This is a genomic window from Clostridium sartagoforme AAU1 (assembly GCF_000401215.1).
In the GTDB taxonomy this organism is placed as follows: Bacteria; Bacillota; Clostridia; order Clostridiales; family Clostridiaceae; genus Clostridium; species Clostridium sartagoforme.
Genome location: NZ_ASRV01000092.1, coordinates 1 through 24,783 on the forward strand (window position 1 = coordinate 1; position 24,783 = coordinate 24,783).

The window sequence follows — 24,783 nt, forward strand, 5'->3', positions numbered from 1 at the left end:
TATAATAAAAATATAATTAGGAAATATTTTCATAATTAATATTGATATTATTCTTTTTAATGATATAATATAGTATATATTAACTCTTAATAAAATAATTTATACCGTTGTAGAAGGGGGTAACTAAGTGCTTAAATTAAAAAATGTAAGTAAAAGTTTTAAAAAATCAAAGGTAGTTGATAATTTATCTTTTTCAGTAGATAAAGGTGAAATTGTTGGACTGCTTGGAGAAAATGGTGCTGGAAAGACAACAACATTAAGAATGATTTCTACTATGTTACAGATAACTGAAGGTGAAATTAACGTAAATGACATTGATGTTAAATCCAATTCTGAAAAAGTAAGAAAAGAAATAGGAATACTGTTTGGCGGAGATGTTGGGCTTTATGATAGACTAAGTGGTAGAGAAAACATACGTTACTTTGCCAATCTTTATGGAATGGACAAGAAAACAGCTGACAAGCGAATTGATGAATTGGCAAAAAGCTTTGAAATGGAAGACTATATAAATAAACCTGTTGGTAAATATTCTAGAGGTATGAAACAAAAAATCTCAATTGCTAGATCAATAGTTCATAATCCATCCGTTATGCTTTTTGATGAACCTACTACTGGATTGGATGTAAGTGCTGCCAGGATAGTTCAAGATTTTATACTTCAATGTAAAGCTGAAAATAAAATCATATTATTCTCTAGTCATTCTATGAAAGAAGTTGAAAAACTTTGTGATAGAGTTGTAATTATAAATAAAGGAAGATTACTGGAAGATTGTACATTAAGTCATTTAAAAGAAAAGTATAACAATGATGATTTAGAAGAAACTTTCTTAGGTCTTATAGGAGGTCATAGTAATGAATAATTTTTTAACTGTATTAAAAAAGGAATTATTAGACATTGTAAGAGATAAAAAAACATTAGTATTCACTCTAATACTTCCTATACTTATATATCCTATAATGTTCAAATTTATGTCTTCCGCCATGGAAAAGACTCAATCTGACGTTCAAAAGGAAATTAACATTTATGTGGATGGAAATAAAGATTCTGCTATGGCAAAAGCTATAACATCTTTAGATAATATTAAAACGCCTGATATATCATCTCCAAGTGAAGCATTAAAAAATGGGGATATTCAGATTATAGTAAAAATCCCTGATAACTTCGATGCAAATATAGCACAAGGTAAAAATGATACTATTGAACTTTTAATAGATGAAGAATCCAATAAGTCTATGATCGCAAGTAGCCTGATTAGTGAAGTATATGAAAATTATAAAAATTCCATAGTTGAACAACGTTTAATTGAAAATGGAATTGATTCCTCTATATTAAAACCTTTTGAGGTTACTATTAAATCAGGAATAAACACTGATAATGAGGATATTAATGCTGGGGCTACAATGCTTCTTACTATGATTCCTACACTAATTGTTATTCTTATGGTATCTTCTACAGTTGGTATGGCAGCTGATCTTGGTGCTGGTGAAAAAGAAAGATTTACATTTGAACCACTTTTATCAACATCAGCTAAAAGATCTTCATTACTTTGGGGTAAAATAGCTGCTTTATGTACTGTCTCATTTATAGCACTAATAGCCAACCTTACAGCAATGGTAATATCCATGCAAAAGTTTATGGTTATTGGTGAAGAAGTTAATTTTAAACTTACTCCTGAAACAATCCTTGGAATGCTTGTAATTGGAGCTCTAGTTTTAGTTACTTTGTCAGCATTACAAATATCTGTAAGTATATATGCAAGGGCAACTAAAGAAGCTAATTCTTATCTAGCTGCTATTACTATGCCAACTATGATTTTATCATTTATACCTTATATGATGGATGCAAAAGGTATAAATCCTGCATTCTTCAATATTCCTATAACAAATGCAATTTGTTTAATGAAGGAATTTACAGTTGGTATATTTGATATTAAGCATATTGCTTTGGTTGTTGGATGGCATATAGTTTATATAATTGCTTCCATAATTTTCGCTAAATCTATGTTCTCAAAGGAAGAAGTTATATTTAGAAACTAATATTATACTTGGATACTTGATAATTTATCTTGGAGGCTTATATTATGAAAGAAATAAAAATAGATAACTGTCCTTATTGTGGAGCGACAGAATTTACTAAGGGATATCAAACTGCACAAGGAAGTATGTATCCACAGACATTCGGATTGAAATTAGGATGCCCTATTGAACACACTATTTGTACCGAATGTGGAAGTATTGTACATTCAAGAGTAACTAAGATAGAAAGATTTAAATAAAGAATGATATATTTTTAGCCTATGGGGTACCCCATAGGCTATTTTTTCTTGATTATTCATTTCCCATTATTAATTATCAATTACAGAAAGCTCTCCAAGCTTTTTATCTAATTTTCTTATATCGGGCCATGTATGATAATTAGCACCTTCTTTAGAGTAATATTCTATAAAATCTTCTATACTAACCTCATATTTTTCAGATCCATCTAATTCTATTTGTAATACTTCTGTATTTAGTATATTAAATTCTGTTATCTCTCCTATAGATATTGACTCATCCCCATAAAAAAATATAACTCCATTTTCAACTAAGACTTCATATAACTCTAAAATATCATCTATAATATTCACTTCCATTAATCTCACCTATCCTTTGTTCATCATTAATATTATCTTTCTAGATAAGCTTCTAGGAATAAATTTATTTAATGTAACTATTAATTTATTTTTAAATCCTGGAATTATTATTACTTTTCCCTTTCTAAAATCTTTATAAGCTATTTCTGCAACATCCTTAGCTGACATTAATGTATTTTTAGCTCCTTCACTTTTCTTTATTCCTGATTTTTCTTGGAAACTTGTTTTTACAGGCCCTGGACATAGACAGCTTATTTTTATTTCACTATTCTTTACTTCTTCGTGTAAAGCTTCCGTAAAATTAAGCACATAAGCCTTTGAAGCATAATAAACAGCCATCTTTGGTCCAGCACAAAAAGCAGCTGTTGAAGCTACATTCATAATAGCTCCCTCTCCATGTTCTATCATAATAGGTAGGAATGTTTTAGTTAGCTCCGTTAAAGCTCTTATATTTACATCTATTAATTTTAATTCCTTCTCCATTTCTATTTCGCTTATGTAACCAAAAGATCCTAGTCCTGCATTGTTAATTAAAATATCCACAGATATATTTTTTTTATCCACAAAATCTAATACTTTTTCACAAGAGTTATCCTCAGATAAATCTAAAGCAATAGTATAAACCTTAATGCTATATAAGCTTAACTCTTCTTTTACTCCCCTTAATCTCTGTTCATCCCTTGCAACTAAAATTAAGTTATTTCCATCACTGGCATATAACTTTGCTAACTCATACCCAATTCCAGTAGTTGCTCCAGTTATTAATACATAGCTCCTACCATACGGTTTACCCATAAAAATCCTCCATATAAACTTAATCTTTTTTATTTATAAATTTATATCTAAATATACCATATACCTCTCAATATATAAATATTAATTAACACTCTAATATATTAATTATTAATAAATAATTTTCATTAAAGTAAAAAATAAGAGCTGTATCCTAATTACTTAAAATACAACTCCCATTATTTAATTAGCTAGTAATTATAACCTTATCCTAGTGCTTGAATAACAAAGTTTAATAAGAATAATAAGCTTACAGTGTACATTATTGGATGAACATCTTTGGCTTGTTTTTTTATTATCTTAACTAAACAATAAGCTAAAAATCCTGCTGCAATACCGTTTGTTATGCTATAAGTAAATGGCATAAATGCTATAACAAAGAATGCTGGAACAGCTATATCAAAATCACCCCATTCAATATTCTTAAGTGATTCTGCCATTAATACCCCTACAACAATTAAAGCTGGTGCTGTTGCTGCTGCTGGAACCATACCCATTACTGGTGAAAAGAATAATGATATTAGAAACAATCCTGCAACTGTTACAGATGTTAATCCTGTTCTTCCACCTTGCCCGATACCTGCAGCACTTTCCACATAAGTTGTTGTGTTACTAGTACCTAATAATGCTCCAGTTGAAGTTGCTATTGCATCTGCAAATAAAGCTCTTTCAAGTTTTGATTTAGAACCATTTCCTTCAGAAAATAACTTTTCATCATTTTCATCAAATATACCCGCTTTTCTTCCTGTTCCTAAAAATGTTCCTATTGTATCAAATGTATCAGATAATGAAAAAGCAAATATAGTTGTAAATACTAATAATATCCTAGATGGATCACTAAATAATCCCTTAATATCTAATTTAAAGAATGTTGGTGCTAAGCTTGGCACACTAAAATCCATAGTTGAAAAATCCGCCACGTGTGTAACTCCATTAAAAGTACCTATTACAGTTGTTGCTAATATTCCAATTAAAATTGCACCTTTAACATTTAGTAACATTAATACTACAGTTATTACTAATCCTATTAGTGCAAGTATAGCTACTGGATCTTTAAAGTTAGTAATAGCTGGTACTATATCTGCAAATACCGCAGAATCACCTGTATCTAAAATTTTATTTGCTGCCTCTCCAGTAAAATTTATAAAATGAGCTTGTTTAATTCCTAAGTAAGCTATAAATAGTCCTATTCCTCCAGATATAGCATATTGAAGAGATAGTGGAATTGCCTGTATTATCATTTTTCTTATTTTAGTAGTAGTTATAATTATGTTTATAATTCCGCATATAAATACCATGGCTAATGCTTGGTTCCATGTAAAACCAAGACCTAATACTACTGTAAATGTAAATAATGCATTTAATCCCATTCCTGGTGCTTGTGCAAAAGGAACATTTGCTACTAATCCCATAACTAAAGTACCAATAGCTGATGCAAGAATTGTTGCTACAAAGACTGCGCCCTTGTCCATTCCTGTTATAGATAACATTGCTGGATTTACGAATAATATATATGCCATAGTTAAAAATGTAGTTAGTCCTGCCATTAATTCTGTCTTTACATTTGTTCCGTTTTCTTTTAATTTAAAAAACTTATTCATAATAACCCCCGTTTCGAATATTTCATATTCATTTTATCATTTTATTCGTATTTAATCAATATTTTTATTTTCACTTTTGATTTTCTATATATAATATTGCTTTTTAAGGTGGATTCATCTTATTCACTGTTCATTAACACGAACATTTCAATGCAAGATGCATATTTATAATTTGTCTTCAATATGTTTTTTAGTATTATCAGCTTTTTGCTTGATATAATATTTCAAGAATTATTCTATATATTTACAATAAAGTTTCAAACTGGTAAAATATGTATATAACTACACTGTATTCATATACATGAAGATAAATATTCTAATAAATCACAATTGAAGCTTTCTATGGGACAGCTTCATTAGATAAAACTATCTATATTTTAATTATTTATAATGTTTTATAATAATCACTATATGATCTTTAGTTGTCGAACTAACAGAAAAAGAAGCTGGTTTAGTATTAAATTTAAAACCAATACCTAGTAATTTCATTTATTAAATATTTATATAGGAGGACTTATAATGAAAAGAGAAGTTCAAAAAATACCTGTTCCTTTATTAATTTTTGGTAGTGACTTTAATAGACACAATACAAATATATATATAAAGAATCACACAGGTTATAACCTAGAAAATTCTACTATTGAAAGAACTGGTACCGGGGGACATCCTATTAAATTAGGAACTATAAAAGCAATGAGTTCTGATATCGCCGAAGAAATATATCCTTCACCAACTATGGAAAAATCAGATTTAATCTTAAATTACGTATTAAATGGTGAAAACCATAGTTCTGTTATACACGGTAATATAGTGCTTACTGATATAAGACCCTTAGTTATTGATATAATTGAAGAAAATGGAGAATTAATTTTTTCAGCAACACGTATAACGCATGAAGATATAAGTAATTAAAAATAAAAGTGAGGCATTAAATCCTCACTTTTCATTTACTATAAATTATTTCTTTTCATCTTCAGTCACTCTTCCATCTGAGCTGCTTACTGGTATTGATTCACCTAAAACTTAGGTTCTGGTTTTAATATATTAACATAAACAAAGTCTTTTATTTGTGCTAGTAACTCACGTTTTTTATAACTATCCATCAATTGATATTGTCTTTTATCTGACTTTATTCCATAAGCATCTATTCCTAACTTTCTAGCTATATACAATGCTCTTGGCAAATGATATTCATTAGTTACTATTATAGCCTTATCTACCTTAAATATTTCTTTTGCTCTATACATAGTATCATAGGTGCTAAAGCCAGCATGATCCATAAATATTATTTTTTCATCTATATCATTTTTTAAGATATATTTTTTCATAGCTCCAACTTCATTATAATCTTCTCTTCCATGATCTCCACTTAATATAAATGTACTTCCAAGTCCTGAATTATACGCTTCTATAGATGTTTCTAGTCTATCAGCTAATATATCTGATGGTGTTCCATCACTTCTAACACCTGCCCCTAATACTATTATGGCATCATTGTTCTTTGGCAAATCATTTAAATCCAGTATATATTTATCACCATAGCTTCTGACTTTAAATATTATTGAAACTATTAAAATAATTAAAGTAATTATAAAGACTGCCATGTATGTCATAAAAGATTTCACCCACTTATTTATTCTTTTATTAAACATCTTTCCTCCATACTAATATATTCTTATACTTTACTAAATGACATCTTTATATGTGGTATTTCTGCTTCTTCATAAATATCTGATATAACCTTAAAACCTATTGATTCATATAAGTCCTTTACATATAACTGTGCAGATAATGTTATTTTATCTTCACCTAATTCATTAATTATAAAATCTACTGCTCTTTTCATCATTTCTTGAGCTATATTATTTCTTCTATATTCCTTTAATACTAGTACTCTCCCAATAGAAGGCTCCTTATAAGACATTCCAGCCTTAAGTATTCTACAATATCCTACTAAAATATCTTTATAATATACTGTTAAATGGTAACATTCCTTGTCCTTATCATCAAAATCATTTTCACTTGTAATTTTTTGATCGCAAACAAAAACTTCATATCTCACCTTTACTATGTCATAAAGTTCATTTATGTTAAGTTCATCAAAATATTTAAGTCTAAATTCAAACTCCTTCTTCATATAACTATTCCCCTTAATTCATATTCTTTATAGTACTATCATTATAATATTATTGCTTTACTTTTTCTACAAACAAACATTCTAAAACTTATTAAATTTATATAACTACACATTTCATTGATAGATATGAATAACTTTCTTTACTATAAATATATAAGTATTTATTAAAACAAAAATGAGGGTAGCTAGATACTAATTATTATAATATCTAACTTCCCTCTTGTTATTTACTTAACACTTTTCCATCTATAACTTTAATAATTCTATTACACTTATAAGCTATATTTATATCATGAGTAACTATTATTACCGTTTTTCCACCTTTATTGATTTCTTTTAATATTTCTATAACATTTTCTCCTGATGCCATATCTAAAGATCCTGTTGGTTCATCTGCTAATATTATATCCGGATTATTTATCAATGCTCTAGCAATAGCTACTCTTTGTTTTTGTCCACCTGATAGCATTGATGGTTTTTTATTTATATAGCTATCTAAACCTACTCTTCTTAATATATCTATTCCCCTTTTTTTCATAGTTTTTTTATTATTTGAATATGTTAGTGGTAAGGTTACATTATCTATAATATTATAGTCATACAATAAGTTAAAATTTTGATATACAAAGCCTATTTTCTTATTTCTTATCTCTGCTAGTTTCTTTTCACTTAAATTTTCTATTAATTGTTCATTTAAATAATAATTGCCTGTTGTTGCTACATCAATGCATCCTATAATATTTAATAATGTAGACTTTCCCGAGCCTGAAGGCCCCATTATCGCTACTAATTCTCCTTCTTGTATAGATAAATTCACATTATCTAATGCCTTAGTTTTTCCTTCTCCCTTACCATAAATCTTTGTTACGTTTCTTATATCAATACTCTTCATATCCCTAATCCCCTTTAACTAAATCTATTGGATTAAATCTTCTCAAACTCAATATTGGTATTATACTAATAAGGCTTACAATAACTATAACTGTTAATAAGTTTTTTAATATAATCTTAATAGTCAACAAATTACTGTCTGTTAAAAAAATTAAAATTAGAGATACAATTCCTGCAAAAACACTCATAAGTAATATCTCAAAAAATATTTCCTTTGATACTGTATTTAATGTTGCTCCTTGAGTTATTCTTATACCAAATTCTTTTTTCCTTTTATTTATTTCTCCAATCATAACTGATGAAACTCCCATTACAGATAATATTGTAAGAGCTAACCCTAATACACTTGCATTTACACTTGATTTCTCTAATACTTCTTTTGTTCTATTAACTTCGTCTTTCATATTTGTTATTTCAAGGCTAAACCCATCATCTTCTAATATAGGTAATAATGTATCAACAACCTTATCCATACTATTTGAATTAGGTACATTTACCCAAATTCCATATTGAGCCATTATTACTTTGTTACTTAGAAATAAAACATCATTTACTACTGGAGTTATTACAAAGGCATCTGAAAAAGTTACTCCATCCACGTACTTTCCCTTACTTCCCAACATCACCATATCATTATGATCATAAAACCCTATTACTTTATATTTTATATTTATTAATCCTCCATCTATATCTGGTACTGAATATTTAAATTCATCACCTATAGATATTTTATCCTTGTAGTCTAATCCTATTATCATAGGAATAGGCTCTTCTTTTGAGTTAATATTAAAATCACTAGATGTGAAGTTTCTTCCTTCCACTATATTTATTTTATACAAATTAAAGAATTCCTCATTTATATTAATCTCTGATGTATTTCTAATCAAAGTATTTTCATCTAAATTGTGATACTCTTCTGGTAAGTACTCCTTAGCAATATCACTTTTCCCAGCGCTACCCTCACTTGAAATTATAGGGTTTCCTCCACCCCCACAGTAGTAAATGAAATTATTAAATATTATTCCTTTATCTTTTAAATCCGTTAATGCATTATAACTCTTTTCTATTTTGTTAAAATCAGCTGATGTTATTATCTTATCTGATTTAGAATTTTTATTATCATATACTTTAGTTTCCACTAAATAAGTGTTCTCAAAATCAAATAACCTTTCAAGATTTTTAGGCTTATTTTCATTTTCTTGTTTTATTATTGAGCCTGTATTTAAAAGTGTTAGCCCTATAGATAATTGTAGTATAGTTAAAAAAGCTATTAATTTTATTCTCTTTAGGGATTTTAATGCATTTCCCATAATTATTCACCCCTTAATATTACTGACGGTCTAACTCCCGAAAGATAAAAAATAGATGGTAAAGTTATAATTACTGCCACTATAACTGTTAAAATCATTGAATATAAAATACCCTTTATGTTAATTGCCACACTAAGATTTTCTATATATCCTCCACTTATAATGAATACTATATAATGTATAGCAAAGGCTAAGATTAACGAAATAATACTTATATAAAACATTTCATTAAAAAATAACTTCATAAGTTGTTTGCTAGTACCTCCTACTGCTTTTCTTAAGGCTAACTCCTTCTTTCTACTTTCTACCCATAATGATGATAATGTTAAAGAATTAATTAATGTTATTATTACAATAAGAATTGAATCTTTATATAAAGACTCTGCCTCAACCTTCCTATTTTCTTTCATATATGAAAATACTTCCAAATTATTTTTATTATCAATTTCCTTAATATATTTAGTTAGAATGTCAATACTTGAATTTATACTTTCTTCTTCTCCACTAATTATAATATTTAGATAAGGTGAATTAATCTTATTTTCACCCAAAAGTTTTATAAAACTATCATTAGGGACTATTATTCTTTTTGTTGTATCATAAAAACTACCTATTTTCTCAAACTCATATCTTTCACTACCATAGCCCATTAAACTTACCTCTTCTTCATTGAAAGCTGAAGATGCAATATATATATTATTTTGGGATAAGTAATCTTCACTATTAAATAAGTTACCCTCCTTAAGTTCTCCAACAGTTGAAAAACTCTTAATTATAAACTCACTTTCAATATAAGCCTCTGACTTGTTATCATAAAATCTTAAATCTACAGTTATTTCCTTATCCTTTATTAGACCTACAACATCAGAAATACTAATATCATTTTCTAACTTAAAAACTATTATTTTATTTTTATCTGGACTAAATTTATTAATTAGTTCTTCTTGATTTAATATAATAGAGTTACCTAACGAAAAAGTTATTATTGTAAAAGTAAATGCTAATATAAAAAACATATTGATACTTTTTCTTTTTAATAAAAATTTAAACACCTTATCCCCTCCTGTAAATATACTAACATTTATGTAATATATTTACAATACGGTGTTTGAATGTTATAATATTTTGTATATATTAACAATATTAATAATATATAATTATATGTAACAATAAAGGAGTGGTTAAATAAATAAAATTTCAAAATTCATAGCATTATCCTCATTATCCTCATTACTATTAACACCTTTAATTACAAAAGCTGTATTAGCAAATGAAATATCACCAATGGCCAATTATAGTATAAGGTCTACAGTTAATCTTTATAGTAACTATATGGAGGGTTCCATGGTATCTAACGGCCCCTCTAATGCTGGTGTATGGGTAGATAGTGAGATTGTAAATCCAACACCTACCGTTCTTAGATATGCAAAAAGCTTTACTTATGATAATAAATATCCTGCTGAAACATATGTTTATACTTCCTTTAGAGGTGATGGTTATGTAGAAAATGGCTGTATTCTTAATGGTAATTGGACATATGTAAGAAGAACCACAACTATAGGCTATTAAAAAAGAAATAAATCAGCATAATTAAAATTAAAATCAACCAACAATAAAACTATAATTTATTGTTGGTTGATTTTAATTTTGATTTATCTAATTTGTCCGTTTCCATAAATTATATATTTAATAGTTGTAAGCTCCTTAAGTCCCATTGGTCCTCTTGCATGTAATTTTTGAGTGCTTATTCCTATTTCTGCACCAAATCCAAATTCTCCACCATCCGTAAATCTTGTTGATGCATTAATATAAACCGCTGCCGCATTAACTTTGTTTAAGAACCTTTGAGAATTTTTATAGCTATTTGTTACTATTGCTTCTGAATGACCTGAGCCATATTTATTGATGTGAGATATTGCTTCATCAACATCTTTTACGATTTTAGCCCCTATTATATAATCTAAATACTCCTTGCTCCAATCTTCTTCAGTAGCACCTTTAATATCATTTACTATAGCTTTTACTTTTTCATCTCCTCTTACTTCAACATCTTTTTTTCTTAATGCTTCAATTATAATTGGTAAAAACTTATCAGCTACTTTTTCATTTATAATCATTTTTTCTACTGCATTACAAACTGCTGGTCTTGAAGTTTTAGCATTTATTATTATATCTCTTGCCATATCAAAATCACAATCTTCATCTACATATATATGACAATTTCCAATTCCAGTTTCTATTACAGGAACAGTTGCATTTTTTACCACAGCTTGAATAAGCCCTGCTCCCCCTCTTGGTATTAAAACATCTATATACTCATTTAATTGCATCATTTTTGTTGCAGTTTCTCTGCTAGTATCTTCAACAAGCTGTATTGAATCTTCTGGCAAACCTGATTCTTTTAATGCATTAGATAATACTTTTACTATAGCTTTATTTGAGTTGATAGCTTCACTTCCACCTCTAAGAATAACTACATTTCCAGTTTTTAAACATAATCCTGCGGCATCACATGTTACATTTGGCCTAGCCTCATATATAATACCTACAACGCCCATTGGAACCCTTTGTTTACCTATTTGAAGTCCATTTGGCCTTTTCCACATTTCTATAACTTCCCCAATTGGATCTTCTAAAGCTATTAAATCCCTTAGCCCCTTAGCCATTGCTTCTATTCTTTCCTTATTTAGTGATAACCTATCTAACATAGCTTTTGATGTTCCCTTTTCAACAGCTATTTCTAAATCCTTTTGGTTTGCTTTTAATATTTCATCTGTATTATTAATTAAAGCTTTTGACATTAACTCTAAAGCATTATTCTTTTCAGTAGTTGAAGCTATTGCTAAATCATACCATGCTTCCTTTGCTCTTTTACCTAACTCATAAATACTTAGCATTTCTATCTCTCCCTTGATTTTTATTTTTTTACTTCACAGTTGTTTTAAAATGCGAAGCATTTTTTAGTGCACAGTTCACAGTGCACAGTGAACAGTTATAGAAATAATTCAGCTCTGCTGAATTAAAAAATTCTTATATCAACTCTTTCAGAGTTGATATAAACTAAATTTCAGAAACTACGCAGTAGTTTCATCCTCAACTGTGAACTGTGAATTGTGCACTGTGAACTGAATAAAATTGCTTCGCAATTTAAAACTAATTGTCAATTGTGCATTGTTAATTATCAATTGTAAAAAGCGTTCCTATTTCTTCACCATTTAATATATTCAAAATTATCTTAGGTTCTTCTCCATTTGCAAGAACCATATTTACTCCTGATTCAGTTGCAACTTTAGCTGCTGAAAGTTTAGTTATCATTCCACCAGTTCCAAGATTACTTCCTGCACCACCACAGCAAGCTTCTAGTTGTGGTGTTATACTTTTTATTTCTTTAATTAATTTTGAATTGGAATTTTTTCTAGGATCTGAATCATAAAATCCATCTATATCAGATAATATTATTAAAAGGTCAGCTTTAATCAATTTGGCTACTATTGCTGATAAATTATCATTATCTCCAAACCTAACTATGTTTTCTATCTCATCTATTGATACAGTATCATTTTCATTAACTATTGGTATTATTTGATTTTCTATTAACGTCTCAAAAGTATTACATACATTTTCTCTTATATGATCATCTTCAACTACATCCCTTGTTAAGAGAACTTGCCCAACTGTATGACTATACTCTCCAAAGAATTTACTATATATGTGCATTAGTTCACATTGTCCAACTGCAGCAACTGCTTGCTTTTCTCTTATTGTCTTAGGTTTTTCCTTTAACTTTAATTTAGATACTCCTACTCCTATAGCCCCTGAGGTTACTAATACAACCTCTTTTCCACAATTCATAACATCAGATAGTACTCTTGTAAGGTTCTCTATCCTTGTTAAATTTATTTTCCCATTCTCATAAGTTAATGTGGAAGTTCCTACTTTAACTACAATTCTCTTAGCCTCTTTAAGTTGATTTCTAAAACTCATTTTTTAATCCCCCAATGTTATTTCTTTTTTTAATTATAATTTTTTTATATTTTTTTTCTATATAAATTACCTTATTCTTTAAATTCCTTTATCTTTTCTTCCACTTCTTTATTAAAATACTTGAAAAATATCTTAATAATAACATAAAGAGGTACTATTACAAAAGCTCCAATAGGTCCAACTAAACTTGCTGCTCCAACTACCAAGAATATATCAGTTATTGGATGTATGTTCATAGTTTTTCCCATAATTAAAGGAACAATAAGCCTTCCCTTAAGTGTCTGAGCTATGATAACTAGCACAGACAGCTTTATAACCATATGCCAACCTAAAGCTATTGCTATAATATATGGAATTATCATAGATATAAAAAAGCCTATGAACGGTATAAATGCTAATACAAAAGTAATTGATGCTAATAGAAGCGGACTTGTCATTCCTATAAATCTATAGCCTACATATACCATTAAGGCTAATGAAAATGCTACTTTAGCTTGACCTATAATATATAATGATAAAGCTTCATCACTTTCTTCAACAAAATCACTAACTCTATCTTTGTATTTCCTAGGAAATACATTTACTATATTTTCTTTAATTTTATCCTCATCCTTAAGCAAATAAAAAACTATTAATATAATAAGTAAAACATCAGAAAATAACTGCATTCCTTTGTCAAATATTCCCCTTAAACTACTAAATAATATCATTGAATATTTTTGTATATCACCTAAAAACTTATTATAGTAATCTAATTTTAATAAATCTCCTTTAACAATATCATCTACTCCATATAGAGTTCCCTTTTCTTTCATTATATTTAAAAATATTATCTTTAAATTTGTAAATTGTTCGATAAAATAATCTCCAAAATACTTTATTATTCCAGATGCAATAAAAAAGAAAATTAATAAAGTTAAACTGGCTGCTTTACCATTTTTTATTTTCTTCTTTATAAATATCTTATTTAGTGGTTTTAATATGTAAAATAAAAACAGCCCAAATATTATTGGTATAATAACTATAGAAAATATCACTTTAAAAAAATTCTTTAATATTGCTATTTTACTTAATAATATTATTAATATAGTTAAAAGGTTAAAAATAATTAAATAGGTAATTACATTCTTCTTATGCATAAACCTTCTCCTTTGTTTAAATTAATTAAGTTTAGTTTATCCATAGAAGTAAATATTATTTAAAATAAAGACACTATGTTAGAATATAGAATTTAAAATTAAAAACTCCAATAGGAGCTTTTAAATGAATTCATATATTACTTTTGAAAATAGCAATATTATCACAAAAACCATTACAGGTTTTATAAACTTAATTCCATTTTTTATTGCCAGTTGTGCTCCTAGGTAATTTCCTAAAACCGCACATATAGCGGCTGGTATTCCTATAGAAAAATTAACTTTTCCATTTAATAAATATACTATTAAAGCAGCTAAATTTGATGCTAAATTTACCATCTTTGCATTACCTGATGATGTTATTATGCTAAATCCACAAATACTTGTAAATGCTAAAACTAAAAAAGTTCCAGTTCCTGGTCCAAAAAATCCATCATAAGCACCAATTATTAAGCCTATTACAAATGATGAAACATAAATCTTATTTACTTTTAAATCTTTAGTATTATTTTCTTGTCCAAAATTTCTGTTAAACAACAGAAATACAGCAACTATTGGCAAAATAATTATTAATGAATACTTTAAATACTTTTCATCTAATAGAACAACTAATTGTGCTCCAATCCATGATCCTATAAGTGCTCCTACTGCTGATATCATCGCAGGCTTTACCTTTATATTACCACTTTTAAAAAATTTAACTGATGCTACGCTTGTACCAATACAGTTTGCAAACTTATTAGTTCCATATGCAATATGTATTGGTACCCCTGCAAATATATATGCTGGCAAAGATATTAATCCACCCCCTCCTGCTACTGCATCTATAAATCCCGCAATAAATATCAATGGACAAATAATTAATAGAGTTGTACTATATGTCATTCTTCCTACGCCTTCCTTTTTTTATATTAAGGTGTTTCTAATATATTATATAATTGATTAATATACCTTTAATTTATATATTTAATTTAATATATAAATATTATATAGTATTAAACTATATATACATAGACTAATACTATGTAGCTATAGCATATTTTCAAATATTTTATAAAAATTAATTATTCCCCATTCAAACACCAAAACACATGCACCAGCTCCTATAGTCGCTGCCAAACTACTTCCATTTATAATATCAATTCTATTATCTATACTCAATCTCATAGTATTAAATCCTATGCTTTGATCCCATATCTCACTTATTCTAGTTTTTCCATGAATATCTTTAAATTCATCACTTAATAATCTATTCCTGTATCTATTATTCTAACTAACTCTGTAGTTTTAATTTCTCCATTGTTTGATATAAAATTAGTAGAATGCCCCTCATCATTTCCTGCATTTCCAGTACCATTTACAAACACTATATCCCGTTTTCTTGCAATTGATGTTATAAATCTGCTTGTGATATTATATCCATCATGGCTACCGTTATAACTGCCAACCCCTAAATATAATATTATTGGCCTTCTTAATTTATATGCTGAGCTTCTTAAATACTCAATTGAGGATAATACTTCAGAACTATTATAAGCAGGTATAATAGGTAAATTATTTTCTCTTAATATTTTTGGTAATTAGGAGATGGTAATAGTTTTACTATTATAAATTCACAATCATTAGCAACACCTTCTATATCAGGGTTATATCCTCGCGCTCCTATTATTCCTGCCATGCTAGTTCCATGCCCTACTTCATCTTTGCTTGGTACTATTTCATATGGATCTAATCCTTTCTTGCTATTAGCAATTGCTCTATTTATATCATCATTAGAATATTCAGAACCTATATATACATTACCTTTTGTGTTTTTAGTCACTGTCTGATCCCATATTTTAATTATTCTCGATGTCCCATCTTCCCTTATAAACTCCTTATTTAAATAATCTATTCCAGTATCAATCATACCTATTGTTACACCTTTGCCTGTTAAGTTTAAATAAGGGTTAATTTTTATGTTATATATACTATCTACATTTACTGGAGGAATATCTTGTAATACATATATTCCTCTTGTCTCCACAAGCATAATCAACTTTATCAATTTCATCTTTAAAATTACCCCTATACTCAACTACATATCCAGGAGAATTTTCATCTAAATAGTTTTTACATCCAACAGTATTTTCCATACATATCCTCTCAAAGAAATTAATAATATATCATATGTGCTTTTTATCATATCGCTTATAATTTATATATTTATTATTTTAAATTCAACACTCTATATTTTTTAATTCTATTCACTCTATTCTTTTTAATTCCAATTCGTAAATAACATACAAAATTTGTAAAATACTGTTAATCGTTCGACTTTTTATTTAAATGTATTGCTATTAATTTACTAATAGTTTATATTGTAAATAAATGGTGTGTTCCATTTATTGTAAAGGAGGTGATATCGTTACCTTCGATGAAATACTAAGCATCATCGCTTATTATTTATTAACCTTTTTGTTCCTAAAAAACTCATTGTCACTTCAATCAATATAGGAACTAATAAACACTTCAGACAAATCCTAATAAATTACATTTAATATGTTCCATTTAGTATCCAAGTACTTTATTGGAATATCTAACAAACTCTTTTATAAACATTTCTTAGTGTATAAAATGCGCATTTTGTATACTAATTAAAGTGTTCTTAAGTTTTTAATAAACACCTGATTTTTTCCTTTTAGATGTACAAATGTTTAAAGTGAGTCTCTTATTTTTATAAAAATACCTAACTTACTTTAAATCTAATATCAAATTATTAGATATTTACCTACTCAAAAAAGATCCTCATTCAATATACAGATGAGAATAAATAAATATATTGTTAGGAGGTAAATATAATTGAAGAAAAACTTTCTTAAAAAAGTTATTTGCACACTTTTGATAGCTTTCGTTACACTTACATCTACTTCATTTATTACTAAGGCAGCTACAAATGTTGGTAGTTATAATGCTGGTATTGGAATAAAAAACTGGCCTGTCCAAGTTAATGCTCCCTATGTTGATATGGTTGGCTGGGTAACTAAAAATGGATATTATATGGGGAATGATGGCGGAGGACCTGCTAATCTAAAAAAATTATCAGATGAAACTGGTATAAAATACTTTAACTTAGCTTTTATACAATCAACTGGTAGTGTTACAAATGGAAAAATTAATTGGGGCTGGGGAGGATATTCTGTTTTAAGCGAAGGTAAAAATGATAGTCAATACAACGGAATAAAACAGTCTCTAAAAGACCTAAGAGCAATTGGTGGTGATGCAGCTATATCCTTTGGTGGTGCTGGTGGAACTGCATTTTGGCAAACTTCTCAAGATGTTAATGTTCTTTATAATACCTATTTAGACATAGTGAATGGATATGCATTAACAAGAATAGATCTTGATGTTGAAGGCGGAGCCCAAAATAAACAAAGCAATATTGCTAATGCAAAGGCTGTAAAGATGTTACAAGATACTACAGGAGTAGAAGTGACATTAACCGTTCCTGTTTTACCATCTGGTTTAACTCAAACTCAAATAGATTTATTAGATGCCTATTTATCTAATAATGTTACTCTAAAATATATAAATATAATGGCTATGTGCTATGGAAGTGGTACTTTGCTACCTGGAGAAAATTATGGCGCAGCCTCAATACGAGCAATAGACTCAACAAAGAATCAAATAAAAGAAGCTTACCAAAAATTTGCTAATACTACTTTATCTGATTCTGAGGCTTATTCAAAAATTGGTGCTACAGTATCTGTAGGGTATGAAAGCTCTTCAGATCCTATATTTACTCCAGCATGGTCTCAATTAGTAGTTGACCATGCTAAATCTAAAAATATTGGAATGACCTCTTATTGGTCACTAAATAGAGATTCTCAAATAGAAAATAATCAAGGAATAACTTCTCAGTATGAACATTCAAAGATATTTTCTAAATTTGGTTCACCAGCAATTCCTAGCGATAATACTGCTCCAGTGATTAGCGGTGTTACAGATAAACAAATTAATATTGGAGCTACATTTAGCCCTCTAGCAGGAGTTACTGCATCTGACAAAGAAGATGGTGATTTAACTAATAAGATTATTGTTACTGGCTTAGTTGATACATCTAAAGCTGGAATCTACAATGTAAACTATACAGTTTCTGATAGTAAAGGCTTATCAACTACTGTAAGTTCTAAAATAACAGTAATCGATTCTTCAATTCAGACATACAGTCCAAATAAGGTATATGTAGCTGGAGATATAGTTTTATACAACGGAGTTATGTATAAAGCTAAATGGTGGACTCAAGGAGAAACCCCTGGTGCAGCTCAATGGGACCCATGGGAAAAAATAAATTAAATAAGATTGGAAATTTATTTGTAAAGGGGATTTAATATTATGATAAGGAAAAAACTTTATAAAAAATCAAAGCCTATTGTCGCATTAACAGCAATAGCAGCAATGCTTATAACAGGTGTTACTCCAGTTAGGGCTACTGTTAATAAAACTACCGATTTTGCACCTAATGCAGTTCAACAATCTACTCAAAAGTATCGTAATGTAATGTATTATGGAGACTGGTCAATTTGGGGAGGTCAAGGCAACTTCTATCCTAAGGATATTCCTGCTGATCAATTAACTCACCTTAATTTTGCATTTGTAGATTTTGATGCACAAGGTGTTTTAAAATTCACTGATAAAGATGCTGCTACTGGTCATCCTTTAGGAAATGCTGGCGTAACTTATGGAGATGTAAATGGAGGCATTCTAAATGCATTTCAAGTATTAAAAAGTGAAAATCCTAACCTAAAAATAGGAGTATCTTTAGGTGGCTGGTCTAAATCAGGTGACTTCTCAGTTATAGCTGCTAATCCATCAGTAAGAGCAAACTTTGTAAAAAATGTTATGGCGTTTATTAAATATACTAATATGGATTTTGTTGATATAGATTGGGAGTATCCAGCTAGCCTTAGAGATCCAGATAAAGTTGATAATACTAACGACGAAGGAACTACTAAAGCAACTCCTGCTGACAAAGAAAACTTCATAATTTTATTGCAAGATTTAAAGAATGCTTTAAATAAACAAGGTGCTGAGCTTGGAAAAACTTATGAACTTTCAGTTGCTATCCCTGCTGGTAAAGCTAAAGTTGATGAAGGAATAGATGTAGCAAAATTATTTAATGTAGTTGATTTTGCAAATATTATGACTTACGATATGGCTGGTGCATGGAGTACAGTTAGCGGTCATCAAACAGCACTTTACACTAATCCTAATTCTCCATTTAAAGGAGAATGCCTTTCTGTTGATGAAAGCGTTAATTATTATATTGCAAATGGAGCTAAACCAGAAAAAATAGTTATTGGAGCAGCTTATTATACACGTGGCTGGGAAAAAGTAAGCAATAATGGACCAGATGCTTCTAATCCTGGGTTGTTTGGAACAGCTGCAGTTGTTAATAAAGATGCAGACCTTACTCCAACTCCAGGAGCTCTTAATGAAGTTCCTATAAAAAATGGTGAAGGTGGTCGTGCTGGTGGAGTATGGTCATACAATGCTCTTAACCAACTAAAAGCAAAATATACTGGCCTAAAAGAATATTGGGACGATAGTGCTAAAGCTCCTTATTTATATAATGAAACAACAGGTGCATTCTTTACCTATGATAATGCAAGATCAATACAAGAAAAAGTTAAATATGTTAAAGAGCATAACTTAGGTGGAATGATTGCTTGGATGGCTTCACAAGATGCTAAAACAACATCTACTAAACATGATGAACTTACAAAAGTAACCAAGGAAGCATTATTTGGATCCGGCAGTCTAGACAACTATACCATAACTTATAATAAGCTTAATGTGACTTCTAAATTAACTACAAGTAAACCTGCATGGGGAAGCGGTAGCGTGATAAATTTAAGCTTTACAAATAATGAAAAGCTAATTGAATCTGGAGAAGTTCTTAGTTCTGTTGAAACTGCAGCTAAAACTTTAAAAAATGTAAAGCTTTATATTAAGACAAATGGTATTACTATAACAGGTGCTCAATATCCAAGTCCTGCAGTTAAGCAAGAAAACGGATATTACGTAATAGACTTTTCTGGATCATATGATGGAAAGCTTATGAAACCTGGTCAAACAGTATCTTTTGATTTAAACATTGCTGAATCTATAGGTAACCTAAATGGTTTAGTAAGTGTTGAATTGTCACAAAGAATGTATTCAACATCTCCTGAAATGGGAAGACAATTTATTTATGGTAACGCAACATCTCCAGAAGATAATACTGCTCCAGTAATTAATGGGGCTACTAATAAACAAATATACATTGGCGATTCTTTTAATCCTTTAGCTGGTATAACTGCCTCTGATAAAGAAGATGGTGATTTAACAAATAAAATAACCGTTTCTGGTACTGTTAATACAACTAAAGCTGGAAGTTACAATTTAACTTATTCAGTTACTGATAGTAAAGGTTTAAACTCTACTGCTAAAGCAACAATCACAGTAGTTGATAATACAAATCCTGAAGTCCCAACCTATAGCCCAACCAAAGCTTATGTAGCTGGCGACGTTGTTATGTATAACAGTATTAAATATAGAGCTAAATGGTGGACACAAGGTGAAACTCCTGGCACAAACCAATGGGGTGCTTGGGAAAAAATTAACTAATTTAATACTAAAACCTTTCTATAGTAACATTAACTAAATTATGAAAACTTAATAATCATATCTAAAAAAGACAATAGAAAATTTTATAGTTTAAAATTTTCTATTGTCCTCTTCTTTGTATTAAATATTTGTTTTGGGTTATTACTTAATAGTCAAATTCATTAACCTAGTTAAATCCAAGCCTTGAATACTATTTACTATTGCTCCTGATATATCATTTATTTCAACATCTATACCTACAATCTCACAAGTAGTTAAATCTACTTTATTTAATGATGTTTTGCTAAAATATGCATTGGTTAAATCAGTATTATTAAAACTAACCTTTTCTAACTTTACCTGTTGAAATATACCTTCTTTAAAATTACATTCTTCTATACTTACATTTTTTAACTTTGAATAAGATAAGTTTATATATTTTCCAATATTCTTGTGAAATTTTACATCCTTTATATTACACTCATCTAATTTTGCTCCAAGTAGCTTACAATTAATAAATTCTACTCTATGTATGCTCCCATCACCTAAGTCAATATTAGATAAATCACAATTTTCAAATATTGTATCTAATAAATCTATATTTCTAAGTGAAGCGTTTTCAAATATAACATTCTTAAATATACAAGAGTCTATTGTAATTCCCTTACTCATCATATTTTCTATTGTTATATTTTCTACTACCTTATTTTGAATTTTATCTGCTTCAATTATTTCTTCTTTAATATCTATTACTTCTTCAAGCTCATCTAGAAACTTAGGCTTTTGAATCTTACTGCTTTTCATAATAAATTACTCACCACACCTTTATTAATTTGATAAAATATATTTTGCTTATTATCCTTCATAGATTTAATATTTATATTAAATTTATTTTTATCATACATTATAACCCTAATTCCTTAAAATTACCATTTTTATATTGAATGAGTTGTTTTATAAAAATCTTTTATAACTTTAATCATATAATGACATATGTCATATCCAAATTAATATAAATACTGTAATTTAATTATAAGGTTATGACAGTTTATTATATAAGCAATACGCTTAGTAAATATTAATTATATGGGGGTTAATATGAAATACGAACTTATATTATTTGATGCAGATGAAACCTTATTTGATTTTAGAAAATCTGAAAAATATGCTTTTGAGAACTCTATGCGTGAGTTTAATTTAAGCTATAATGAAGATTATCATTTAAAAATTTATTCAGATATAAACGCTAAAGTATGGAAAGAATTTGAAGAAGGCAGTATTTCCCAAGAAATGTTAAAAGTCGAGAGATTTAAAAGATTATCAAATAAACTTGGGATATATTTTAATGAAGTAGATTTTGCTAGAGCTTACATGAATCATTTATCTGATGCTTCTTTTTATATAATGAAAGTGTTCAGTTAATTGAAGATATAAGCAAAAACCATAGACTTGCTATAATTACCAATGGATTAAAAGAAGTTCAAAATAAAAGAGTTGGAAAATCTATTATTTCTAATTATTTTGAAACTATAGCTATATCAGAAGAATTACAAGTAGCTAAACCAGATCCAAAAATATTTGAAATTACCTTAAGTTCTATTAATTATACTGATAAAAGTAAAGTTTTAATGGTTGGAGATAGCTTAACCTCAGATATACAAGGTGGTATAAACTTCGGTATAGATACTTGTTGGTATAACCCTAATAAAAGTACTAATAAATCAAAGATTACACCTACTTATGAAATTAATTGCTTAATGGATTTAAAAAGCATTTTAGATTAAATAGTTAATAATAATCCCTAAAAAAAGTATATTAATAGATCAACATCAAGGTAATCTATTAATATACTTTTTATAATATTATTTTGCTTTAATTAATAAAATTATTTTTATAATGAACAGCTATATCATTGGCTGCCTTCATAGCACTATTAAAAGAACCTTGAAGCCATCCGTGTGCCGTTGATACATGTTCACCTGCAAAATAAACTCTTTCATTATATTCTGATTTTGCTGAAGAATAAGCAAATAATCTTTGTTGTTGTGGTAAATAATAACAAAATGCGCCAAAAAAGCCATCTTCTTGGTCCCATTGTATTAGTTTATAATCTTCAACTATTGAGTTAAGGTAATCTAATGGTAGACCATGAACATTTTCTACTTGTCTTTTTACTCTATCAATATAGGGCTGATTATTTCCCAATCTTATTGCATCTTGATTTAAATTATACGATGCTAAAAGTACCCCAGGATTGTCCAGCGTTATTTGCCTCTTATGCTTCTTAGATTCCTTTTTTCTTCTATTAGTATTGTTTATAGTAAGGTTATTTGGGTACCATATTGTTGATATAACTAAGTCTGTTATGGAGCTTCCTCCCACTATTTTAGATGGCTCTCTTTCCCAAAAACGGTCATTACATAAAAATAATGTTTTTTGAGATTGAGTATAATTTAAGGCCCTTATGGCTTGCATTTTATCTGTAGAAAACATTGGATATAAATCAATATTTCTAAGTGAAGAAAATGGAATTGCACAAACTACATAATCAAATTCTTCAGAATATACTGGCTCTGGTCTATCTTCATAACTATAATTAATACTAACTTTATTATTATCACTATTTAAATGCATTTCATTTACACTTCTGCCCATTTTAAAAGTCACAGTCCCTAAATCACTTTGGGGTATATTTATATATTCTTTTGGATTTCCCGATATTAATGAGCTATAAAAAGCATTTGGTAAATTTGCAAATCCTCCATTTATATAATACCTGAAAGCATAATCCACAGTGTACTGCTCCTGTAAGTTTTCCATGTAACTATTATAATAAAAATATCCTAAAAAGCTGCTTATTGAAGCTATTAATTCCATGGCGCCTTGGCTTAATCCATTTAACTCCATTACTCTTCTTATACTCAAATCCCCTAATGCATTTATTTGAGGTGAGTATTCTTTTTTTATCTCTACTAATTCCCTTCTTGTTTCTGGGTCTATTTTATATAATTCCTTTTCTAGCCCTAATCCTATAAGCTGCCTCCATGACAACTCTTTCTCAGCTGCTGTCAAATTGAATTGTGGATATATTTCTCTTGAAACCCCTATCCCTTGTGGGTCATTTCTTACGCGAGTATTCCTTATATATATATACGTATTGGGATTATTTTCAACAAACTTACTTGTTGGCAACTTGAAAAGATCTATATAATGCCATGCTGCTTCATGTATTGCTGGTATTCTCATTGCCCCTAATTCACCATAAAGATCTCTTTCTTTATCGAAATAGTGAGTATATATCCTTCCTCCTATTCTTTGCTTTTGTTGTTCAAATATAGTTATATCAAAACCAAGTTTTCTAAGTTCAAATGCAGCAGATAACCCTGCCACTCCAGCTCCTATAATTCCTACTTTAATCCCTTTTCCTTTAGCAATACCAGGTGAAGCAATATTTGTAATCTCCTTTGGCGGCGCAAGTAATTCCAGTAAATTATCAAAGTCTTCTAACCTTCCTACTTCCTCAAGTGCTATTCTGACCATATTCTTTCTTTCTTCATATGTCGGATTATTTGGCTGAATATAATTAATTCTATACAAGAACTCATACTCCTTTAAATTAATAATTGCATTAATTACTCTATTAATTTTATGCTAATGTTATCAATAGTAGCAT

General features: G+C 28.7%; 25 protein-coding genes and 1 pseudogene. 8 read left to right on the top strand and 18 right to left on the bottom strand.

All coding sequences use genetic code 11. From position 1 onward, the window contains the following. Window positions 1-127: 127 nt before the first annotated feature. The 3 genes from A500_RS07315 to A500_RS07325 are packed head-to-tail and all read left to right on the top strand — an operon-like array spanning window position 128 to window position 2,275. Window positions 128-859: an ABC transporter ATP-binding protein gene (locus A500_RS07315; protein WP_016206945.1), complete on the top strand. Its 732-nt coding sequence runs from the start codon at window positions 128-130 to the stop codon at window positions 857-859. Next, complete coding sequence (locus A500_RS07320; protein WP_016206946.1) at window positions 852-2,036, top strand: ABC transporter permease; 1,185 nt, start codon at window positions 852-854, stop codon at window positions 2,034-2,036. The genes A500_RS07315 and A500_RS07320 overlap by 8 nt, the downstream gene beginning before the upstream one ends. A 44-nt stretch (window positions 2,037-2,080) precedes the next feature. Continuing rightward, on the top strand, window positions 2,081-2,275 hold the full coding sequence (locus A500_RS07325; protein ID WP_016206947.1) for a hypothetical protein: 195 nt from the start codon (window positions 2,081-2,083) through the stop codon (window positions 2,273-2,275). Between the two features lie 69 nt (window positions 2,276-2,344). On the opposite strand, the gene A500_RS07330 is transcribed toward A500_RS07325, so the two are convergent. The 3 genes from A500_RS07330 to A500_RS07340 all read right to left on the bottom strand — a co-directional run bounded on the left by A500_RS07330 (window position 2,345) and on the right by A500_RS07340 (window position 5,025). Further along, window positions 2,345-2,632, bottom strand: a complete 288-nt coding sequence (locus tag A500_RS07330) for a hypothetical protein (RefSeq protein ID WP_016206948.1) — start codon at window positions 2,630-2,632, stop codon at window positions 2,345-2,347. 9 nt (window positions 2,633-2,641) lie between these two features. After that, complete coding sequence (locus A500_RS07335) at window positions 2,642-3,427, bottom strand: SDR family NAD(P)-dependent oxidoreductase (protein WP_016206949.1); 786 nt, start codon at window positions 3,425-3,427, stop codon at window positions 2,642-2,644. A gap of 203 nt (window positions 3,428-3,630) precedes the next feature. Further along, window positions 3,631-5,025, bottom strand: coding sequence for an NCS2 family permease (locus tag A500_RS07340; RefSeq protein WP_016206950.1), 1,395 nt, complete (start codon window positions 5,023-5,025; stop codon window positions 3,631-3,633). A gap of 519 nt (window positions 5,026-5,544) precedes the next feature. Here A500_RS07340 and A500_RS07345 point away from each other — a divergent pair. Then, window positions 5,545-5,937 carry a hypothetical protein gene (locus A500_RS07345; RefSeq protein ID WP_016206951.1) on the top strand — a complete coding sequence of 131 codons (393 nt, stop codon included), beginning with the start codon at window positions 5,545-5,547 and terminating at the stop codon, window positions 5,935-5,937. 104 nt (window positions 5,938-6,041) lie between these two features. Here the strand turns inward: A500_RS07345 and A500_RS07350 are convergent, their stop codons facing one another. From A500_RS07350 to A500_RS07370, 5 genes are all read right to left on the bottom strand, one after another. Further along, the gene (locus A500_RS07350; protein WP_016206952.1) at window positions 6,042-6,677 is read right to left on the bottom strand and encodes a SanA/YdcF family protein; all 636 of its coding nucleotides are present in this window, start codon (window positions 6,675-6,677) and stop codon (window positions 6,042-6,044) included. A 23-nt stretch (window positions 6,678-6,700) separates the two neighbouring features. Continuing rightward, the gene (locus A500_RS07355; RefSeq protein WP_016206953.1) at window positions 6,701-7,162 is read right to left on the bottom strand and encodes a GNAT family N-acetyltransferase; all 462 of its coding nucleotides are present in this window, start codon (window positions 7,160-7,162) and stop codon (window positions 6,701-6,703) included. Between the two features lie 223 nt (window positions 7,163-7,385). Continuing rightward, the gene (locus A500_RS07360; RefSeq protein ID WP_016206954.1) at window positions 7,386-8,054 is read right to left on the bottom strand and encodes an ABC transporter ATP-binding protein; all 669 of its coding nucleotides are present in this window, start codon (window positions 8,052-8,054) and stop codon (window positions 7,386-7,388) included. A 4-nt stretch (window positions 8,055-8,058) separates the two neighbouring features. Then, window positions 8,059-9,363, bottom strand: coding sequence for an ABC transporter permease (locus A500_RS07365; protein ID WP_016206955.1), 1,305 nt, complete (start codon window positions 9,361-9,363; stop codon window positions 8,059-8,061). 2 nt (window positions 9,364-9,365) lie between these two features. Next, the gene (locus A500_RS07370; RefSeq protein ID WP_016206956.1) at window positions 9,366-10,415 is read right to left on the bottom strand and encodes an ABC transporter permease; all 1,050 of its coding nucleotides are present in this window, start codon (window positions 10,413-10,415) and stop codon (window positions 9,366-9,368) included. Between the two features lie 292 nt (window positions 10,416-10,707). Between A500_RS07370 and A500_RS07375 the strand changes: the two genes are divergently transcribed. Next, a complete protein-coding gene (locus A500_RS07375; RefSeq protein ID WP_016206957.1) occupies window positions 10,708-10,932 on the top strand; it encodes a hypothetical protein in 225 nt (74 codons plus the stop codon). Between the two features lie 83 nt (window positions 10,933-11,015). Here the strand turns inward: A500_RS07375 and A500_RS07380 are convergent, their stop codons facing one another. The 8 genes from A500_RS07380 to A500_RS20735 all read right to left on the bottom strand — a co-directional run bounded on the left by A500_RS07380 (window position 11,016) and on the right by A500_RS20735 (window position 16,618). Next, entirely contained in the window at window positions 11,016-12,260 is a 1,245-nt protein-coding gene (locus A500_RS07380) for a glutamate-5-semialdehyde dehydrogenase (protein ID WP_016206958.1), read from the bottom strand. Between the two features lie 277 nt (window positions 12,261-12,537). Continuing rightward, window positions 12,538-13,347 (bottom strand): glutamate 5-kinase, encoded by an 810-nt coding sequence (gene proB / locus A500_RS07385; protein WP_016206959.1) that lies wholly within the window; start codon window positions 13,345-13,347, stop codon window positions 12,538-12,540. Window positions 13,348-13,418: 71 nt separating this feature from the next. After that, the gene (locus tag A500_RS07390) at window positions 13,419-14,486 is read right to left on the bottom strand and encodes an AI-2E family transporter (RefSeq protein ID WP_016206960.1); all 1,068 of its coding nucleotides are present in this window, start codon (window positions 14,484-14,486) and stop codon (window positions 13,419-13,421) included. A 120-nt stretch (window positions 14,487-14,606) separates the two neighbouring features. Further along, window positions 14,607-15,368, bottom strand: a complete 762-nt coding sequence (locus A500_RS07395) for a sulfite exporter TauE/SafE family protein (protein ID WP_016206961.1) — start codon at window positions 15,366-15,368, stop codon at window positions 14,607-14,609. Between the two features lie 144 nt (window positions 15,369-15,512). Further along, the gene (locus A500_RS20345; protein WP_016206962.1) at window positions 15,513-15,650 is read right to left on the bottom strand and encodes a hypothetical protein; all 138 of its coding nucleotides are present in this window, start codon (window positions 15,648-15,650) and stop codon (window positions 15,513-15,515) included. A gap of 74 nt (window positions 15,651-15,724) precedes the next feature. Beyond that, complete coding sequence (locus A500_RS21660) at window positions 15,725-15,850, bottom strand: hypothetical protein (protein WP_278245098.1); 126 nt, start codon at window positions 15,848-15,850, stop codon at window positions 15,725-15,727. Between the two features lie 197 nt (window positions 15,851-16,047). Then, entirely contained in the window at window positions 16,048-16,509 is a 462-nt protein-coding gene (locus tag A500_RS07400; protein ID WP_198010576.1) for a S8 family serine peptidase, read from the bottom strand. Beyond that, window positions 16,454-16,618, bottom strand: a complete 165-nt coding sequence (locus A500_RS20735) for a hypothetical protein (protein ID WP_016206964.1) — start codon at window positions 16,616-16,618, stop codon at window positions 16,454-16,456. The genes A500_RS07400 and A500_RS20735 overlap by 56 nt, the downstream gene beginning before the upstream one ends. A gap of 706 nt (window positions 16,619-17,324) precedes the next feature. Between A500_RS20735 and A500_RS07405 the strand changes: the two genes are divergently transcribed. Both A500_RS07405 and A500_RS07410 read left to right on the top strand, forming a co-directional pair. Continuing rightward, window positions 17,325-18,818 (top strand): immunoglobulin-like domain-containing protein, encoded by a 1,494-nt coding sequence (locus A500_RS07405; protein WP_016206965.1) that lies wholly within the window; start codon window positions 17,325-17,327, stop codon window positions 18,816-18,818. A gap of 39 nt (window positions 18,819-18,857) precedes the next feature. Next, on the top strand, window positions 18,858-21,131 hold the full coding sequence (locus tag A500_RS07410) for a glycosyl hydrolase family 18 protein (RefSeq protein ID WP_016206966.1): 2,274 nt from the start codon (window positions 18,858-18,860) through the stop codon (window positions 21,129-21,131). Between the two features lie 141 nt (window positions 21,132-21,272). Here the strand turns inward: A500_RS07410 and A500_RS07415 are convergent, their stop codons facing one another. Continuing rightward, window positions 21,273-21,914: a pentapeptide repeat-containing protein gene (locus A500_RS07415; protein WP_016206967.1), complete on the bottom strand. Its 642-nt coding sequence runs from the start codon at window positions 21,912-21,914 to the stop codon at window positions 21,273-21,275. 294 nt (window positions 21,915-22,208) lie between these two features. Here A500_RS07415 and A500_RS07420 point away from each other — a divergent pair. Next, window positions 22,209-22,894 (top strand): annotated as a pseudogene (locus tag A500_RS07420) (YjjG family noncanonical pyrimidine nucleotidase). Between the two features lie 88 nt (window positions 22,895-22,982). On the opposite strand, the gene A500_RS07425 reads toward A500_RS07420, so the two are convergent. Then, window positions 22,983-24,650, bottom strand: coding sequence for a flavin monoamine oxidase family protein (locus A500_RS07425; RefSeq protein WP_051993128.1), 1,668 nt, complete (start codon window positions 24,648-24,650; stop codon window positions 22,983-22,985). Between the last annotated feature and the right edge of the window lie 133 nt (window positions 24,651-24,783).